Annotated in this window: 15 protein-coding genes; 12 read left to right on the top strand and 3 right to left on the bottom strand. The window is 61.8% G+C overall.

Annotated elements, in window-relative coordinates; genetic code table 11:
* Positions 1-112: 112 nt before the first annotated feature.
* Positions 113-1,312 (top strand): succinyldiaminopimelate transaminase, encoded by a 1,200-nt coding sequence (gene dapC, locus ATI14_RS13540; RefSeq protein WP_016974400.1) that lies wholly within the window; start codon positions 113-115, stop codon positions 1,310-1,312.
* Between the two features lie 12 nt (positions 1,313-1,324).
* On the opposite strand, the gene ATI14_RS13535 is transcribed toward dapC, so the two are convergent.
* Positions 1,325-2,968, bottom strand: a complete 1,644-nt coding sequence (locus ATI14_RS13535) for a Na+/H+ antiporter (RefSeq protein ID WP_080520755.1) — start codon at positions 2,966-2,968, stop codon at positions 1,325-1,327.
* 278 nt (positions 2,969-3,246) lie between these two features.
* On the opposite strand from ATI14_RS13535, the gene ATI14_RS13530 reads away from it, so the two are divergent.
* From ATI14_RS13530 to ATI14_RS13515, 4 genes are all read left to right on the top strand, one after another.
* Positions 3,247-3,555 (top strand): arsenate reductase, encoded by a 309-nt coding sequence (locus tag ATI14_RS13530; RefSeq protein ID WP_231124426.1) that lies wholly within the window; start codon positions 3,247-3,249, stop codon positions 3,553-3,555.
* A gap of 30 nt (positions 3,556-3,585) precedes the next feature.
* A complete protein-coding gene (dapD, locus tag ATI14_RS13525; protein ID WP_080519829.1) occupies positions 3,586-4,620 on the top strand; it encodes a 2,3,4,5-tetrahydropyridine-2,6-dicarboxylate N-succinyltransferase in 1,035 nt (344 codons plus the stop codon).
* A gap of 64 nt (positions 4,621-4,684) precedes the next feature.
* Complete coding sequence (locus tag ATI14_RS13520; protein ID WP_016974396.1) at positions 4,685-5,890, top strand: aminotransferase class V-fold PLP-dependent enzyme; 1,206 nt, start codon at positions 4,685-4,687, stop codon at positions 5,888-5,890.
* A complete protein-coding gene (locus ATI14_RS13515) occupies positions 5,887-6,300 on the top strand; it encodes a SufE family protein (RefSeq protein WP_016974395.1) in 414 nt (137 codons plus the stop codon). Before ATI14_RS13520 ends, ATI14_RS13515 begins: the two co-directional genes overlap by 4 nt.
* A gap of 132 nt (positions 6,301-6,432) precedes the next feature.
* On the opposite strand, the gene tcdA is transcribed toward ATI14_RS13515, so the two are convergent.
* On the bottom strand, positions 6,433-7,242 hold the full coding sequence (tcdA, locus tag ATI14_RS13510; RefSeq protein ID WP_026083093.1) for a tRNA cyclic N6-threonylcarbamoyladenosine(37) synthase TcdA: 810 nt from the start codon (positions 7,240-7,242) through the stop codon (positions 6,433-6,435).
* A 217-nt stretch (positions 7,243-7,459) separates the two neighbouring features.
* Between tcdA and ATI14_RS13505 the strand changes: the two genes are divergently transcribed.
* The 4 genes from ATI14_RS13505 (at position 7,460) to ATI14_RS13490 (ending at position 12,628) form a co-directional block, all read left to right on the top strand.
* The gene (locus tag ATI14_RS13505; RefSeq protein ID WP_016974393.1) at positions 7,460-10,051 is read left to right on the top strand and encodes a glycosyltransferase; all 2,592 of its coding nucleotides are present in this window, start codon (positions 7,460-7,462) and stop codon (positions 10,049-10,051) included.
* Between the two features lie 184 nt (positions 10,052-10,235).
* Positions 10,236-11,387 (top strand): succinyl-diaminopimelate desuccinylase, encoded by a 1,152-nt coding sequence (dapE, locus tag ATI14_RS13500; RefSeq protein WP_016974392.1) that lies wholly within the window; start codon positions 10,236-10,238, stop codon positions 11,385-11,387.
* On the top strand, positions 11,387-12,196 hold the full coding sequence (locus ATI14_RS13495; protein ID WP_016974391.1) for a putative RNA methyltransferase: 810 nt from the start codon (positions 11,387-11,389) through the stop codon (positions 12,194-12,196). The genes dapE and ATI14_RS13495 overlap by 1 nt, the downstream gene beginning before the upstream one ends.
* A gap of 54 nt (positions 12,197-12,250) precedes the next feature.
* A complete protein-coding gene (locus ATI14_RS13490) occupies positions 12,251-12,628 on the top strand; it encodes a hypothetical protein (protein WP_016974390.1) in 378 nt (125 codons plus the stop codon).
* 177 nt (positions 12,629-12,805) lie between these two features.
* Here ATI14_RS13490 and ATI14_RS13485 read toward each other — a convergent pair whose 3' ends face one another.
* Positions 12,806-13,015 carry a cold-shock protein gene (locus ATI14_RS13485; RefSeq protein ID WP_016974389.1) on the bottom strand — a complete coding sequence of 70 codons (210 nt, stop codon included), beginning with the start codon at positions 13,013-13,015 and terminating at the stop codon, positions 12,806-12,808.
* Between the two features lie 181 nt (positions 13,016-13,196).
* Here ATI14_RS13485 and plsB point away from each other — a divergent pair, with 181 nt between their 5' ends.
* Genes plsB through ATI14_RS13470 form a run of 3 tightly spaced genes read left to right on the top strand, consistent with a single transcriptional unit; the run spans position 13,197 to position 16,897 of the window.
* The gene (gene plsB / locus ATI14_RS13480; RefSeq protein WP_016974388.1) at positions 13,197-15,716 is read left to right on the top strand and encodes a glycerol-3-phosphate 1-O-acyltransferase PlsB; all 2,520 of its coding nucleotides are present in this window, start codon (positions 13,197-13,199) and stop codon (positions 15,714-15,716) included.
* A 51-nt stretch (positions 15,717-15,767) separates the two neighbouring features.
* Positions 15,768-16,169: a YbaY family lipoprotein gene (locus ATI14_RS13475; protein WP_080520413.1), complete on the top strand. Its 402-nt coding sequence runs from the start codon at positions 15,768-15,770 to the stop codon at positions 16,167-16,169.
* A 23-nt stretch (positions 16,170-16,192) separates the two neighbouring features.
* On the top strand, positions 16,193-16,897 hold the full coding sequence (locus ATI14_RS13470; RefSeq protein ID WP_017254875.1) for a DUF4197 domain-containing protein: 705 nt from the start codon (positions 16,193-16,195) through the stop codon (positions 16,895-16,897).
* Positions 16,898-17,389 lie beyond the last annotated feature (492 nt).

Below are 17,389 nucleotides of genomic sequence, written 5' to 3'. Positions count from 1 at the left end.
GGAGCTGGCTGGCCTGCGATGCGGGCGCCACGGTCCGGCAGGTACACCGCGGCGATGCCATCGCAGGCAAGCCAGCTCCCACAGGTCTGTGTTCACCGTGATAGAGGCTTACATGAACAACGCCCTGAACCAGTTGCAGCCCTACCCGTTCGAGAAACTGCGTGCCCTGCTCGGCAGCGTCACGCCAAACCCGGACAAGCGCCCGATTGCCTTGTCCATCGGCGAGCCAAAGCACAAATCCCCGGAGTTCGTCGCCAAGGCCCTGGCTGACAACCTCGACCAAATGGCCGTATACCCGACCACGCTGGGCATTCCAGCCCTGCGCGAGGCCATCGGCGCCTGGTGCGAACGCCGCTTCAATGTGCCCAAAGGCTGGCTGGATCCGGCGCGCAATATCCTGCCGGTCAACGGCACCCGCGAAGCACTGTTCGCCTTCACCCAGACCGTAGTCAACCGTGGCGACGATGCGCTGGTAGTCAGCCCGAACCCGTTCTACCAGATCTACGAAGGCGCAGCTTTCCTGGCCGGCGCCAAGCCGCATTACCTGCCATGCCTGGACGCCAACGGCTTCAACCCGGACTTCGACGCCGTGACGCCGGACATCTGGAAACGCTGCCAGATCCTGTTCCTGTGCTCCCCCGGCAACCCGACCGGCGCACTGATCCCTGTCGAAACATTGAAAAAACTCATCGCGCTGGCCGACGAATACGACTTCGTCATCGCCGCCGACGAGTGCTACAGCGAGCTGTACTTCGACGAACAAACCCCGCCACCGGGCTTGCTGAGCGCCTGCGTCGAACTGGGCCGCCATGACTTCAAGCGTTGCGTGGTGTTCCACAGCCTGTCCAAGCGCTCGAACCTGCCGGGCCTGCGTTCCGGTTTCGTGGCGGGTGATGCCGAGATCCTCAAGGCCTTCCTGCTGTACCGCACCTACCACGGCTGCGCGATGCCGGTGCAAACCCAGCTGGCCAGCATTGCAGCCTGGAAAGACGAAGCCCACGTACTGGCCAACCGTGATCTGTACCGGGAAAAATTCGACGCCGTGTTGGCCATCCTCAAGCCAGTGCTGGATGTACAGGCGCCGGATGGCGGATTCTACCTGTGGCCAAACGTCGAAGGTGACGATGCCGCGTTTTGCCGCGACTTGTTCGAAGAAGAATACGTGACCGTGGTGCCGGGTTCGTACCTGTCCCGTGAAGTGGACGGTTTCAACCCCGGCGCCGGTCGCGTGCGTTTGGCGCTGGTTGCGCCGCTGGCGGAATGTGTGGAAGCCGCCGAGCGGATTCGCGATTTCATTCAGCGTCGCCGCTAAGCGCTGTGCGGGTCACTTTACGTGACCCAGATTCGCCTCACTCATATCCAGATCCGCCAGCACTTCGCGCAATACGTCATCACCGATCTGGTGATGACGGCTCAAACTGTACAACTCCAGGCGCTGCGCACGCAGGGCTTTGAGGCGCAGCTTGCGCTCAAGCAGGTCCATCTGCTGCGCCAGCGCCTGGGCTTCGGCCGAGTCATTGAACACTTCCAACTGATGGCGATATTCCGACATCAACCGTGCCTTGAGCTCGGTGGCCAGCGCGGCTTGCGCGGCGTCCTGCGTTTCGGTTTCGGCAGGCTCTTCAGCTTCAAGGGCATGAATGGCGGCCACAGCAGTCTTCTTCCACGCCTCACGCACCTCGTTATGGCGCTTTTCATCCGGGCTTTGTTCGATCCCGCGCAACAGCAGCGGCAAGGCAATGCACGCAGCGACCAGTGACAGCAGAATCACTCCGGCGGCGATAAAGATCAGCAGGTCACGCTCGGGAAAATCCTGCCCCGGCGCCAGCAGCAAAGGCACCGACATCACACCCGCCAGCGTCACCGCACCGCGCACGCCACCCACGGTCAACAACAGGCAGGACCGCGCGGTGGGCACCAGCGTCAGCTCACTTTTCCCACGTAGCCGACGTAACAGCCCCGACAGCCGCCAGATGCTTTGCACCCAGATAAAACGCAACACCACCAACACCACGAAAATCGCGATCACATCGAGGCAGCGGTACAACAGGGTTGGCCACAAGGTCGGCTCATGGCTCACCACCGCCTTGATGATGTCGGGCAATTGCAGCCCCAACAGCAGGAAGATCAGCCCGTTGAAAGCAAACTCCAGCAACGACCAAACACTGCGGTTGAGCAAGCGTGTGCTGGTCTGGCGCGGCAGCAGGTCCAGCCAGCTTTGCATCATGCCCGCCGCCACTGCAGAAAGAATGCCGGAGGCGCCCAGGCGTTCAGCCAGCACGTAGGCGGCGAACGGCAGCAACAACATGAACACCACGTGGGTGGCCGGGTCGTCCCAGCCGCGGGCGATCATCCACGCGCGCAGGCGCCCGACCAGCCAGCTCAACGCCACGCCAACTGCCAGGCCGCCGACCGCTACCAGTACAAAGGTCAGGCTGGCGTCCGTCAGGGAAAATATCCCGGTCAGGGCCGCGGCCAGGGCGAACTTGAAGGTCACCAGGCCCGACGCGTCATTCATCAACGCCTCGCCCTGCAACATATGCATCAACGGCTTTGGCAGGCGGTTTTGGGAAATGGCCGACACCGCCACGGCATCCGTCGGCGACAACACGGCCGCCAGCGCGAAGGCCACCGGCAGCGGGATCGTGGGCAAAATCCAGTGAATGAAGTAACCGGCGCCCACCACAGTAAAGAGCACCAGGCCGACCGCCAGCGTGAGGATCGGCCCGCGCAGCCGCCACAACTCTCGCTTGGGCATGCGCCAACCATCCGAAAACAACAGCGGCGGCAGAAACAAAAACAGGAACAACTCCGGGTCCAATGCCACATGCAGCCCCAGTGTGGGCCAGGCCAGCAAGGCACCGGCGGCAATTTGCACCAGGGGCAACGGCAGCGGAACAACACGCCCGACCAGACGCGAAACGCTGACCAGCATCAGCAGGATAAGAACGGTGTAAGCGGTTTGCATAAAGCGGGTTTCCCGGACAATCGACTTGCTACGACACACATCAGGCAACAACTGGCCGTTGAAGTGCCACATTACCCGGCTATGTTACTCACCTGTGCTGCGCGATGGCTTTTGCACAAAAGTCGCACCCGGCCATCGACAAGCATGACGAGCGGCACCCAAAGCCGCTGGTCGTGGCATAATCCGTGATCTTCCGTTTTCACACGCTCAAAGGGGGCAATTCCTTGACCGCTTCAAGCAAAACGTTGCACCTTTTCGGCATCAAAGCCTGCGACACCATGAAAAAGGCGCGCACCTGGCTCGATGAGCACGGCGTCAGCTATGAATTCCACGACTACAAAACGGCCGGTATCGACCGCGAACACTTGACCCAATGGTGTGACGAGCACGGTTGGCAGGTGGTTTTGAACCGTGCGGGCACCACCTTTCGCAAACTCGAAGACGAACGCAAAGCCGATCTCGATCAGTCGAAAGCCATTGAATTGATGCTCGCACAACCCTCGATGATCAAGCGCCCGGTGCTCGATCTCGGTGACAGAACCCTGATTGGCTTCAAGCCAGATAGTTATTCGGCGGCCCTCAAGTAGGCCAGCCCTTTCTTTTTTAGAGGTAACAGCATGTCCAATTCCCTGTTCAGCCTGGGCTTCGGCGTCGGCACTCAGAACCGCCAAGGTGCTTGGCTGGAAGTGTTTTACGCACAACCGTTGCTCAACCCGTCGGCCGAAATCGTTGCCGCCATCGCGCCGATCCTGGGTTACACCGAAGGTAACCAGGCCATCACGTTCACCATTAGCCAGGCACTGCAGCTGGCTGATGCGCTCAAGAATGTCGACGCCACCCAAGCCGCGCTGCTCAACCGCCTGGCTGAAAGCCACACGCCGCTGGTCGCCACCCTGCTGGCCGAAGACGCCGCACTGACCTCCACGCCCGAGGCCTACCTCAAGCTGCACCTGCTGTCCCACCGCCTGGTCAAGCCCCATGGCCTGAGCCTGGCCGGTGTATTCCCGCAACTGCCGAACGTGGCCTGGACCAGCCAGGGCGCGATCGACATCAGCGAGCTGGCCGAACGCCAGCTGGAAGCGCGCCTGCGTGGCGAGCTGCTGGAAGTGTTCTCGGTGGACAAATTCCCGAAAATGACCGACTACGTGATTCCGGCCGGCGTGCGTATCGCTGACGCCGCGCGTCTGCGTCTGGGCGCCTATGTGGGCGAAGGCACCACCGTGATGCACGAAGGTTTCGTCAACTTCAACGCCGGCACCGAAGGCCCGGGCATGATCGAAGGTCGTGTATCGGCTGGCGTGTTCGTCGGCAAAGGCTCGGACCTGGGCGGCGGCTGCTCCACCATGGGCACCCTGTCGGGCGGCGGCAACATCGTGATCAAAGTGGGCGAAGGCTGCCTGATCGGCGCCAACGCCGGGATCGGTATCCCGTTGGGCGACCGCAACACCGTGGAGTCTGGCCTGTACGTGACGGCCGGCACCAAGGTGGCGCTGCTGGACGAGCAGAACCAACTGGTCAAAGTGGTCAAGGCGCGCGAGCTGGCTGGCCAGCCGGACCTGCTGTTCCGCCGCAATTCCGAGACCGGCGCCGTGGAGTGCAAAACCCACAAATCGGCGATCGAACTGAACGAAGCGCTGCACGCTCACAACTAAGCAGCCACTCGATGCCACTGGCGGGCCCTGATTCCGGGGCTCGCTCATACGAGTCTTGAATACCATGCTTGTGCCCTCCCCCTGGCGCGCCGACTTTCCGGCCATCGCCACCCTGCAACGGCAAGACCAGATCTATCTGGACAGCGCCGCCACCACCCAAAAACCCCAGGCCTTGTTGGATGCCATCAGCCATTACTACGCCAATGGCGCAGCCAATGTGCACCGTGCCCAGCATTTGCCGGGGGCACACGCGACTCAGGCGTTTGAAGACAGCCGCAGCAAGGTCGCGCAGTGGTTGAACGCAGGTGACAGCGGGCACATCGTGTTTACCCATGGCGCAACCTCTGCGCTGAACCTCCTGGCTTATGGCCTGGAGCACTTATTCAATGCGGGCGATGAGATTGTCATCAGCGCCCTCGAACACCACGCCAACCTGCTGCCCTGGCAGCAACTGGCCAAACGCCGCGCGCTGGAGCTGGTGATATTGCCCCTCGGCGCAGACGGTGTGATTGACCTGCAGGCCGCCGCCGAACTGATCGGCCCGCGTACCCGTCTGCTGGCGGTGAGCCAGCTGTCCAACGTGCTCGGCGCCTGGCAACCGCTGGAAGCGCTGATCACTCAAGCCAGGGCTCACGGCGCCTTGACGGTGGCGGATGGCGCCCAAGGCATCGTCCACGGTCGCCACGATGTGCAGGCTTTGGGCTGCGATTTCTACGTATTTTCCAGCCACAAACTCTACGGCCCGGACGGCGTGGGCGTGCTGTATGGCCGTCACGAAGCCCTGCACCACCTGCGCCACTGGCAGTTTGGCGGCGAAATGGTGCAACAGGCCGACTATCAGAGCGCCAGCTTTCGCCCTGCCCCCCTGGGTTTTGAAGCGGGCACGCCGCCGATTGCCGGCGTCATCGGCCTGGGTGCCAGCCTGGATTACCTGAGTTCGCTGGACCCGCAGGCGGTGGTCGCCCATGAAGCGGCGCTGCATGACTATTTATTACGCGGGCTCAGGGCGCGCAATGGCGTGCAGGTGCTGGGCTCACCGCAGGTGGCGCTGGCCAGCTTTGTGGTTGAAGGCGTGCACAACGCTGACCTCGCACACCTGCTGACCGAGCAAGGCATCGCCGTACGCGCCGGGCATCATTGCGCAATGCCGCTGTTCAAGGCGATGCAATTGTCGGGGGCCATTCGCGTGTCGCTGGCGCTCTACAACGATTCAGATGACCTGGAACGCTTTTTCGAAGCGCTCGACCAAGCGCTGGATATGTTGCGATGAGTGTGCCGCTGGATGCCGTCGCCGCACTCGAGGCTTTTCAGGCGGTGGGCAGTTGGGAGCAACGCGCGCGCATGCTGATGCAATGGGGCGAGCGGCTGCCCGCCCTGGCGGATGCGGAAAAGGTCGACGCCAACCTGGTGCAGGGCTGCGAAAGTCTGGTGTGGTTGGTGGGCCGTCTAGAGAATGGTCACTGGCAGTTTGCCGCCAGCAGTGATGCAAGGATGATTCGCGGGCTGGTGGCGTTGCTGCTGGCACGGGTGAACGGGCTGTCTGCCGCCGAGTTGCAAGCTGTCGACTTGCCAGACTGGTTCAACCAGCTGGGATTGTCCCGCCAACTGTCACCGTCCCGCAGCAATGGCCTTAACGCTGTCCTGCAGCGCATGCGAGCGTTGAGCCTTACACAAAACTAAATGTGGGAGCTGGCTTGCCTGCGATAGCATCACCGCAGTCTTACTGGATAGACCGAGGTGCCTGCATCGCAGGCAAGCCAGCTCCCACACAAGCCAGCTCCCACATTTTGAATCTGTGCAGGGCAGCGAAATCTATGCGGGTTTGGTTCGCTCAGAAGGCCTGCGCACCCCGGCCACAATCTTGTCCACCGCCTTGGTCGCCGCGACCATGCCGAAGGTGGCGGTCACCATCATCACCGCGCCAAACCCGCCCGCACAGTCCAGCTTCACGCCATCGCCGACAAAACTCTTCTGCAAACAAATGCTGCCGTCCGGTTTCGGGTAGCGCAGCTGCTCGGTGGAAAACACGCACGGCACGCTGTAATGCCGGGTCACTGTGCGCGAGAAACCGTAGTCGCGGCGAAGAGTGGAGCGCACTTTCGAGGCCAGTGGGTCGTTGAAGGTGCGGTTCAGGTCACACACCTGGATCAGCGTCGGATCGATCTGCCCGCCCGCGCCGCCGGTGGTGATGATCTGGATCTTGCGGCGCTTGCACCAGGCAATCAACGCGGCCTTGGCGTTGACGGCATCGATGCAGTCGATCACGCAGTCGATGTTCGGCGTGATGTATTCGGCCATGGTGTCGCGCGTCACGAAATCCGCCACCGCGTGCACCGTGCAATCCGGGTTGATGCCGCGCAGGCGTTCGGCCATCACTTCGACCTTGGGCTTGCCCACGGTGCTGTCCAGCGCGTGCAACTGGCGGTTGCTGTTGCTGACGCACACGTCGTCCAGGTCAAACAGCGAAATTTCACCCACCCCGCAACGGGCCATGGCTTCCGCCGCCCACGAGCCCACGCCGCCGACGCCGACGATCGCCACATGGGCCGCTTTCAAACGTTCCAGGCCTTCAATGCCATACAAGCGGGCGACGCCTGCAAACCGTGGATCTTCTGTACTCATGACCAATACCCCAAAAACCGGCGCGCATTATGGACTACACAGCGACAAGTTCGAAGCGACAAGCTACAAGTAAAGAACTTAGATGGGGTTTCGCGGACTAACGTCCGGCTTTTCTCTGTCTGCTGTACGCTCAGGGAAGGGCCGGTGTAGGATGCGCGCCGTTCGGCGCAGGCCGACACCTCTTTTCGTTCCACACCCTTTGGAACCCGAAATAGCCATGGCATCGCGTAAATTTGGACTCAACCTGGTGATCGTGCTGGCAATTGCCGCGCTGTTCACCGGCTTCTGGGCGCTGATCAACCGCCCCGTCACCACCCCCAACTGGCCTGAACAGATCTCCGGGTTCTCCTACTCGCCGTTCCAGCAAGGCCAGTTCCCGCAGAAAGACCAGTACCCCACCGACGACCAGATGCGCCAGGACCTGGCGATCATGAGCAAGCTGACGGACAACATCCGTACTTACTCGGTCGACGGCACCCTGGGCGACATCCCCAAGCTGGCGGAAGAATTCGGCCTGCGCGTGACGCTCGGGATCTGGATCAGCCCGGACCTTGAGCGCAACGAGCGTGAAATCCAGCGCGCCATCGAAATCGCCAACAGCTCGCGCAGCGTAGTGCGGGTAGTGGTCGGTAACGAAGCGTTGTTCCGGGAAGAAATCACCCCCGAAGCATTGATTGTACTGCTCGACCGCGTGCGCGCTGCCGTGAAGGTGCCGGTAACCACCTCCGAGCAATGGCACATCTGGGAAAAGAACCCGCAACTGGCCAAGCACGTCGACCTGATCGCGGCGCATATCCTGCCGTTCTGGGAATTCATCCCGATGGACAAGGCCGGCCAGTACGTACTTGACCGTGCCCGCGACCTGAAAAAACTGTTCCCGAAAAAGCCGCTGCTGCTGTCTGAAGTGGGCTGGCCGAGCAACGGCCGCATGCGCGGTGGCAATGAAACCTCCCCGGCCGACCAGGCGATTTACTTGCGTACGCTGGTGAACAAGCTGAACCGCCAGGGCTACAACTACTTTGTGATCGAGGCGTTCGATCAGCCGTGGAAAGTCAGTGACGAAGGCTCGGCGGGCGCTTACTGGGGCGTGTACAACGCCGCGCGCCAGCAGAAATTCAACTTTGAAGGCCCTGTGGTCGCGATCCCGCAATGGCGCGTGTTGGCTATCGGTTCGGTGGTGCTGGCACTGCTGTCGCTGACGTTGCTGATGATCGACGGCTCGGCCCTGCGCCAGCGTGGCCGCACCTTCCTGACCTTTATCGCGTTTCTGTGTGGTTCGGTGTTGGTGTGGATCGGCTACGACTACAGCCAGCAATACAGCACCTGGTTCAGCGTGACCGTCGGTATCTTGCTCGCTCTCGGTGCGCTGGGCGTGTTTATCGTGCTGCTCACCGAAGCCCACGAACTCGCCGAAGCGGTGTGGACCCACAAGCGTCGACGGGAATTCCTGCCGGTTGAAGGGGATTCGGACTACCGCCCGAAAGTCTCGATCCACGTGCCGTGCTACAACGAGCCGCCGGAGATGGTCAAACAGACTCTCGACGCCCTGGCCGCTCTCGACTACCCGGACTATGAAGTCCTGATCATCGACAACAACACCAAAGACCCGGCCGTTTGGGAGCCGGTGCGCGACTACTGCGAAACCCTCGGCCCGCGCTTCAAGTTTTTCCACGTTTCGCCCCTGGCCGGTTTCAAGGGTGGCGCGCTGAATTACCTGATTCCGCACACTGCCAAGGACGCCGAAGTGATCGCGGTGATCGACTCGGACTACTGCGTGTCGCCCAACTGGCTCAAGCACATGGTGCCGCACTTCGCCGACCCGAAAATCGCCGTGGTGCAGTCACCGCAGGACTACCGCGACCAGAACGAAAGCACCTTCAAGAAGCTCTGCTACGCGGAATACAAAGGCTTCTTCCATATCGGCATGGTCACCCGCAACGACCGTGACGCGATCATCCAGCACGGCACCATGACCATGACCCGTCGCTCGGTGCTCGAAGAACTGGGCTGGGCCGACTGGTGCATCTGCGAAGACGCCGAACTGGGCCTGCGTGTGTTCGAGAAAGGCCTGTCGGCGGCGTACTACCACGACAGCTACGGCAAGGGCCTGATGCCGGATACCTTTATCGACTTCAAGAAACAGCGGTTCCGCTGGGCCTACGGGGCGATTCAGATTATCAAGCGTCACACCGCCAGCCTGTTGCGCGGCAAGGACACCGAGCTGACCCGTGGCCAGCGCTACCACTTCCTCGCAGGCTGGCTGCCGTGGGTGGCGGATGGCATGAACATCTTCTTCACCGTCGGCGCGCTGTTGTGGTCGGCGGCGATGATCATCGTGCCGACACGGGTTGACCCGCCGCTGCTGATTTTCGCGATCCCGCCGTTGGCGCTGTTCGTGTTCAAGGTGGGCAAGATCATCTTCCTGTACCGCCGCGCCGTCGGCGTGAACTTGAAGGATGCGTTCTGTGCGGCACTGGCCGGGCTGGCGTTGTCGCACACCATCGCCAAGGCGGTACTGTACGGATTCTTCACCACCAGTATTCCGTTCTTTCGTACACCGAAAAACGCGGATAACCACGGCTTCTGGGTAGCGATTTCCGAAGCCCGCGAAGAAATGTTCATCATGCTGCTGTTGTGGGGCGCGGCGCTGGGGATTTACCTGGTGCAGGGCCTGCCGAGCAATGACATGCGTTTCTGGGTGGTCATGCTGCTGGTGCAGTCGCTGCCGTACGTGGCGGCGCTGATCATGGCGTTCCTGTCTTCGCTGCCGAAACCGGCAGTGGCGCCGGAGCCAGCTCCCGTGGTGTAAAAACGTGCGCAATGCACTAAACGGCGGCCTCTGGCCGCCGTTTTGCTATAAGATAACGGCCGTTTTGCAAGACTTGGCCTGCGCCAAGGCTTCATGTGAAGCAGGCCAGCTCCCACATTGGATCTGCACCACTTTAGAGTCCACATTCGTCCTGCGCCCCTCACACGCTTCCCGGAGTTTTCCCATGACGGCCCACGCCGACCTTTCGCCGACCCTCCAACTCGCTATCGACCTGATTCGTCGTCCTTCGGTGACGCCGATCGATGCCGACTGCCAGAAGCTGATGATGCAGCGCCTGGGCGACGCCGGTTTCCAGCTTGAGCCGATGCGCATCGAGGACGTGGACAACTTCTGGGCCACCCACGGCAAGCACGAAGGCCCGGTGCTGTGCTTCGCCGGCCACACCGACGTGGTGCCAACCGGCCCGGTGGGCGCCTGGCAGAACGACCCGTTCGACGCACTGATCGACGAAAACGGCATGCTCTGCGGGCGTGGCGCGGCGGACATGAAAGGCAGCCTGGCGGCCATGCTGGTGGCGTCGGAGCGTTTCGTCACCGACTACCCGGACCACAAAGGCTCGGTGGCCTTCCTGATCACCAGCGATGAAGAAGGCCCGGCGCACCACGGCACCAAAGCGGTGATCGAACGCCTGGCTGCGCGCAAGGAACGTCTGGACTGGTGCATCGTCGGCGAGCCGTCGAGCACCAGCCTGGTGGGCGATGTGGTCAAGAACGGCCGTCGCGGCTCCCTCGGCGCCACCCTGACGGTGCGCGGTGTGCAAGGCCACGTGGCCTACCCGCACCTGGCGAAGAACCCGATCCACCTGGCTGCCCCGGCCCTGGCGGAACTCGCCGCCGAGCATTGGGATGACGGCAACGCGTTTTTCCCGCCGACCAGCTTCCAGATCTCCAACCTCAATTCCGGCACCGGCGCCACCAACGTCATTCCCGGCGACCTGACGGCGGTGTTCAACTTCCGTTTTTCCACCGAATCCACCGTGGAAGGCCTGCAACAGCGCGTCGCGCAGATCCTCGACAAGCACGGCCTGGACTGGCATGTGGAGTGGGCGCTGTCGGGCCTGCCGTTTCTCACCGAGCCTGGCGCATTGCTCGATGCCGTCTCGGCCAGCATCAAGGCGATTACCGGCCGTGAGACCCAGGCGTCCACCAGTGGCGGCACTTCCGACGGGCGCTTCATTGCCACCCTCGGCACCCAAGTGGTCGAGCTGGGCCCGGTCAACGCGACGATCCATCAGGTTAACGAGCGCATTCTCGCCAGCGACCTCGATGTGCTGACCGAAATCTACTACCAGACCTTGATCAAGTTGCTCGCCTGATGCTCGCTTGTCCCCTTTGCAGTGAACCGCTCAACGCAGTGGACAATGGCGTGGCGTGCCCGGCCGGGCACCGTTTCGACCGCGCGCGCCAGGGTTACCTGAACCTGTTGCCGGTGCAGCACAAGAACAGCCGCGACCCGGGCGACAACCTCGCCATGGTCGAGGCGCGCCGCGAGTTCCTCAACGCCGGGCACTACGCCCCGGTCGCCAAACGCCTGGCAGAACTGGCGGGCGAACGTGCCCCGGCGCGCTGGGTGGACATCGGCTGTGGCGAGGGTTACTACACCGCGCAAATCGCCGACGCCCTGCCCCACGCCGATGGCTACGCGCTGGATATTTCCAAGGAAGCGGTCAAGCGCGCGTGCAAACGCAACCCGGCGCTGACCTGGTTGATCGCCAGCATGGCCCGCGTGCCATTGGCCTCAGGCAGCTGCCAATTCCTCGCCAGCGTGTTCAGCCCGCTGGACTGGGCAGAGGCCAAACGCTTGCTCAGCCCCGGCGGCGGCTTGATGAAGGTAGGCCCGACCAGTGGCCACCTGATGGAATTGCGCGAGCGTCTGTACGACGAAGTGCGCGAGTACACCGACGACAAGCATTTGGCTCTGGTGCCGGACGGCATGAGCCTGGCACACAGCGAAGTGCTGGAGTTCACCCTGAGCCTCACCGAACCCGGGGACCGCGCCAACCTGTTGGCCATGACACCCCACGGCTGGCGGGCCAGCGCCGAGCGTCGCGCGCAAGTGATCGAGGCGGCCGAGCCGCTGAAGGTGACTGTGTCGATGCGTTACGATTATTTCGTGCTTCAATAACCGACTTTTAAGCATCCGCGAATGGATTTTCGAATCCCGCAACGAGGAACATCCATGCGCCAACCTGATATCGAGATTTACCTGAAGGACGCCGACGTCGACCACAAGGCCATCGCCGCCTGGCTCGGCGCCGCCCTGGGCCCGTGCAGTGACTGGGTGCAGAAGGGCCAGACCTACAAGTGCAAGGCCGGCAACGTGCCCGTCACCTGGCTGCCCAAAGCCGTAGGCAAATGGAACAGCCTGTACCTGGAAAGCGACCAGACCCCATGGGACGACGACATCGCCTGCGCCCGCGCCGCCTTTGCCGCGCTGAACGTGGAAGTGCGCTGCGCACCGGGCACCTGGGTTGAGGAAGAAGGTGAGGAAAGCGCCGACACCTGGATTCGCATCAGCGCAGACGGTGAAGAGCAGATCACCTGGAAAACGGCCTGACTTAAAGCTGCAAACCCAATCAATGTGGGAGCTGGCTTGTGTGGGAGCTGGCTTGCCTGCGATAGCATCACTCTGGTCTGCCTGACAGACCGAGGCGCATGCATCGCGGGCAAGCCCGGCTCCCACACAAGCCAACTCCCACATTGATCTGTTTACCCGTTCAAGGCCGATCCGACCTTACAGACCCACCACATCCTCCGCCTGCAAACCCTTCTCGCCGGTCACCACGGCGTATTCCACCTGCTGGCCCTCAGCCAAAGAGCGGTGGCCTTCACCGCGAATGGCGCGGTAGTGCACAAACACATCCTTGCCGTCATCGCGCTGAATAAACCCGTAGCCCTTTGCATCGTTGAACCACTTCACATTGCCGGTTTCGCGCGTTGCCATCTGTTTTGCTCCCACATGCTTTTTATTGTTGAGTCAGTCGCATTGAACTGCCGAGTATATGACAGGCTCAAAAAGCTTCAACTCAAGTTTATTTAGCCGCTTTTTTGCCGATTTTCGGCGAATACGGCACACTACTCGCCCGAGCGCCTGCTCGGTTTTTTCCACTTGAAGCAGCACGCCTATGACCCGCTCCCCGTTCCGCCGTCTGGTGTTTGGCACCTTGCGTCGGCTGTTGTACCTCTGGGTTCGCTCAGAGACGATCAACCAGTCGTCCCTAACCCTTAACCTGGACCGCAGCCGGCCGGTGTTCTACGTCCTGCAATCGCCTTCCCTCACCGAATTGGCGGTGGTCGACAAGGAATGCACCAAGGCCGGCCTGCCGCGGCCGGTGCTGCCGGTGTCGGTGGGCCCGTTGCTGGAACCTGCGGCATTCTTCTACCTCACGCCGGAACCGGATTGGCTCGGCCGCCAGGACAAGCGCGGCGCGCCGCCGACCCTGACCCGGCTGGTCAACACCCTCAGCGAACACGCCGAAGAGAATGCACAAATCATTCCGGTCAGTGTGTTCTGGGGCCAGTCACCGGAGAGCGAGTCCAGCCCGTGGAAACTGCTGTTTGCCGACAGCTGGGCCGTGACCGGGCGCCTGCGCCGGTTGTTGAGCATCCTGATCCTGGGCCGCAAGACCCGTGTGCAATTCTCTGCGCCTATCAACCTGCGTGAATTGATCGAGCACAATAAAGGGCACGAACGTACCGTGCGCATGGCCCAGCGCATCCTGCGTGTGCACTTTCGTAACCTGAAAACCGCCGTGATCGGCCCCGACCTGTCCCACCGTCGCAACCTGGTGAAGGGCCTGGTCAACATGCCGCTGGTGCGCCAGGCGATTGCGGACGAAGCCGAACGGGAAAAAATCTCCCCGGAAAAAGCCAAGGCCCAGGCCCTGCGCTACGGAAACGAAATCGCCTCGGACTACACCTATACCGCGATCCGCTTCCTGGAGGTGGTGCTGAGCTGGTTCTGGAACAAGATCTACGACGGCATCAAGGTCAATAACATCGAAGGTGTGCAAAAGGTTGCCCAGGGTTACGAGGTGATCTACGTCCCTTGCCACCGCAGCCACATCGACTACCTGTTGCTGTCTTACCTGCTGTTCAAAAACGGCCTGACCCCGCCGCACATCGCCGCCGGGATCAACCTGAACATGCCGGTGATCGGCAGCCTGCTGCGTCGTGGCGGAGCGTTTTTCATGCGCCGCACCTTCAAGGGCAACCCGCTGTACACCTCGGTGTTCAACGAATACCTGCACACCCTCTTCACCAAGGGCTTTCCGGTGGAGTACTTCGTGGAAGGCGGCCGTTCGCGTACCGGGCGCATGCTGCAGCCGAAAACCGGGATGCTGGCGATCACTCTGCGCAGTTTCCTGCGCTCCTCGCGTATGCCCATCGTATTTGTGCCGGTGTACATCGGCTATGAGCGCGTGCTCGAAGGCCGCACCTACCTCGGCGAGCTGCGCGGCGCGAGCAAGAAGAAAGAGTCGATTTTCGACATTTTCAAAGTGGTCGGCGCACTCAAGCAGCGCTTTGGCCAGGTAGCCGTCAACTTCGGTGAGCCGATCAAGCTGGCCGAGTTCCTCGACGCCGAGCAGCCGGACTGGCGTGCCCAGGAACTGGGCCCGAACTACAAACCGGCCTGGCTCAACGAAACCACCAACCGTCTCGGCGAGCAGGTGGCGCGCCACTTGAACGAAGCCGCGGCCGTAAACCCGGTGAACCTGGTGGCCCTGGCGTTGCTGTCGACCACGCGCCTGGCTCTGGACGAACAGGCCATGGCACGTCAGCTCGACCTGTACCTGGCGCTGCTGCGCCGCGTGCCCTACTCGCCCCATACCACCTTGCCGGAAGGCGATGGCCTGGCGCTGATCAAGCACGTCAAAGATATGGACCTGCTCTCGGAGCAAAGCGATGCCCTGGGCAAAATCGTCTATCTGGACGAGCAAAATGCCGTCCTGATGACCTACTACCGCAACAACGTGCTGCACATTTTCGCCCTGCCCGCGTTGCTCGCCAGCTTCTTCCAGAGCAGCTCGCGCATGAGCCGCGAACAGATCCTGCGTTTCACCCGCGCGCTGTACCCGTACCTGCAATCGGAGTTGTTTATCCGCTGGTCACTGGACGAGCTGGACGCCGTGGTCGACCAGTGGCTGGAAGCCTTTGTGGAGCAGGGCCTGCTGCGCTTCGAAAACGAGGTGTACCTGCGCCCGGCGCCGAGTTCGCGACACTTCGTGCTGCTGACGCTGCTGTCCAAAAGCATCGCCCAGACCCTGCAACGTTTCTACATGGCAATTTCGCTGCTGCTCAACAGCGGCCAGAACAGCATCAGCGCCGAGGAACTGGAAGACCTGTGCACGATCATGGCCCAGCGCCTGTCGATTCTGCATGGCCTCAATGCGCCGGAGTTTTTCGATAAAAGCCTTTTCCGACATTTTATCCAGACGTTGCTGGAAGAAGATGTGCTGCGTCGCGACGAAGCCGGCAAGTTGAGCTACCACGACCTGCTCGGCGAACTGGCCGAAGGGGCCGCCAAACGCGTGTTGCCGGCCGATATCCGGCTGTCGATTCGCCAGGTCGCACTGCACCGCGTCGATGGCGCAGCTGAAGCGCCGGCGGAGCCCGAGCCGGTCAAACCGGAAGAAAGCCGCTAGATTTAAAAAGGCGCCGGTTGGATGCCGGCGCCGTTGAAAAGGAGCTGTACCATGAAAAAAATCATTCTCCTGGGCCTGACTGCCCTGCTCGGAGCCTGCCAATCGATGAGCCCCACCCCGAAGGCCAGCCTCGACGGCGAAGTGTTCTACCTGCAGCGTATTGCCCTGCCGCCCGCCGCCACCTTGAGCGTCAGCCTGCAAGACGTATCCCTGATGGACGCGCCAGCCGTAACCCTCGCCGAACAGAAAGGCCCGGTCAAAGGCCAGGTGCCGCTGCCGTTTCACCTGAGCTACGACCCGGCCCAGGTCAAACCCGGCCACACGTACTCGGTGAGTGCTCGCATCGAGCTGGACGGCAAGCTACTGTTTATCACCACCGAGCGGCACGCTGTGCAACTCAACGGCCCGGACCCGCAACCGCTGCGCCTGCGTGTTGATGCCGTCGCCCACTGAATTCGACTATCAAGGAAGCCCCCATGCTGCGTAACTCTTTTCGCCTGACTGCCCTTCGCCTCACCACCCTGTGCGCCGGCCTGCTGCTCGGCGCCAACGCCATGGCCCTGGACCTCGGCAGCCTGTCCCAGGGTGACGCCTCCGGCGGCCTGAAGGACGCACTGACCCAGGGCGCACAGATCGCCGTGAAACAACTGGGCGTGCCCGGTGGCTTCAGCAATAACCCTGAGGTGAAGATCGGCCTGCCCGGCAAGCTGGGCAAAGTGGCTGACAAGCTGAAAATGTTCGGCATGGGCGACCAGGTCACGCAACTGGAAACCAGCATGAACAAGGCAGCGGAATCGGCCGTGACCCAGGCTCAGCCGATTTTGGTCAATGCGGTGAAAAACATGAGCGTGACCGACGCCAAGGGCATTCTCAGCGGGGGTCAGGATTCGGCCACTCAATACCTGAACAAAAGCAGCCGCGACCAAATCCGTGCCAAGTTCCTGCCGATCGTCAAGGCCGCCACCGACAAGGTCGGCGTCGCCCAGCAGTACAACGCACTGGCCGGCAAGGCCGCGGCATTCGGCGCGGTGGATGCCAAGAGCGCCAACGTGGAAAGCTACGTGACCGAGCAGGCGCTGGATGGCCTGTTCAAGATGATCGCGCAACAGGAAGAAACCATTCGCAAGAACCCGGCAGCGGCAGCCACCAGCCTGGCGAAGAAGGTGTTTGGCGCGCTGTAAGCGTCCTCCCCCTCCTCAAGCACTGCGCCAAAATCGTCTCTCCAGGATTTTGGCGCAGTTGTCCTACGTTACCCGTTCATCACCCCAGCGAAGCCAGTGGGCGCACAGGCCTGTCGGGCTGCGGAAACTCGCACACCGGGTAAGGATGGTTGTGGCCGTGGCCTGGCCGCTGGGGCACAGCATGGCCAAAGGTCGGCCGGGATGCAGAGGTATACGACAGATGGGTATGCCCGGGCTTCTGCCCAGCGCCCTGCGCGGGCCCCCGATCATGGGTGTGGTGACCACCCAACAAAGCCCCCAGAAAACCCTTGAACGCATTAATGGTGTTCAACAAACACATACATCACTCCATACACTCATTGAATTAGGTTCGGCCGCCTGCTGGCGAAGCCGAACCGTGTGCCTGTCCATCAGGCAATTCTGAGTGGAGCGAAAAAAGAGAACGTTCCGCGCGCGCTGATGAGGTTTGCATCAGCATGTAAGTCTGGCCCG

Origin of the sequence: Pseudomonas tolaasii NCPPB 2192 (assembly GCF_002813445.1) — a bacterium.
In the GTDB taxonomy this organism is placed as follows: Bacteria; Pseudomonadota; Gammaproteobacteria; order Pseudomonadales; family Pseudomonadaceae; genus Aquipseudomonas; species Aquipseudomonas tolaasii.
Note: the sequence above shows the minus strand (reverse complement) of the source record. Positions and strands in the feature narration are given on the sequence as shown.

Bases quoted from the DNA above. Each gene is read 5' to 3' on its own strand.
- dapC (WP_016974400.1), top strand. From the start codon at position 113: ATGAACAACGCCCTGAACCAGTTGCAGCCCTACCCGTTCGAGAAACTG.
- ATI14_RS13535 (WP_080520755.1), bottom strand. From the start codon at position 2,968: ATGCAAACCGCTTACACCGTTCTTATCCTGCTGATGCTGGTCAGCGTT.
- ATI14_RS13530 (WP_231124426.1), top strand. From the start codon at position 3,247: ATGAAAAAGGCGCGCACCTGGCTCGATGAGCACGGCGTCAGCTATGAA.
- dapD (WP_080519829.1), top strand. From the start codon at position 3,586: ATGTCCAATTCCCTGTTCAGCCTGGGCTTCGGCGTCGGCACTCAGAAC.
- ATI14_RS13520 (WP_016974396.1), top strand. From the start codon at position 4,685: ATGCTTGTGCCCTCCCCCTGGCGCGCCGACTTTCCGGCCATCGCCACC.
- ATI14_RS13515 (WP_016974395.1), top strand. From the start codon at position 5,887: ATGAGTGTGCCGCTGGATGCCGTCGCCGCACTCGAGGCTTTTCAGGCG.
- tcdA (WP_026083093.1), bottom strand. From the start codon at position 7,242: ATGAGTACAGAAGATCCACGGTTTGCAGGCGTCGCCCGCTTGTATGGC.
- ATI14_RS13505 (WP_016974393.1), top strand. From the start codon at position 7,460: ATGGCATCGCGTAAATTTGGACTCAACCTGGTGATCGTGCTGGCAATT.
- dapE (WP_016974392.1), top strand. From the start codon at position 10,236: ATGACGGCCCACGCCGACCTTTCGCCGACCCTCCAACTCGCTATCGAC.
- ATI14_RS13495 (WP_016974391.1), top strand. From the start codon at position 11,387: ATGCTCGCTTGTCCCCTTTGCAGTGAACCGCTCAACGCAGTGGACAAT.
- ATI14_RS13490 (WP_016974390.1), top strand. From the start codon at position 12,251: ATGCGCCAACCTGATATCGAGATTTACCTGAAGGACGCCGACGTCGAC.
- ATI14_RS13485 (WP_016974389.1), bottom strand. From the start codon at position 13,015: ATGGCAACGCGCGAAACCGGCAATGTGAAGTGGTTCAACGATGCAAAG.
- plsB (WP_016974388.1), top strand. From the start codon at position 13,197: ATGACCCGCTCCCCGTTCCGCCGTCTGGTGTTTGGCACCTTGCGTCGG.
- ATI14_RS13475 (WP_080520413.1), top strand. From the start codon at position 15,768: ATGAAAAAAATCATTCTCCTGGGCCTGACTGCCCTGCTCGGAGCCTGC.
- ATI14_RS13470 (WP_017254875.1), top strand. From the start codon at position 16,193: ATGCTGCGTAACTCTTTTCGCCTGACTGCCCTTCGCCTCACCACCCTG.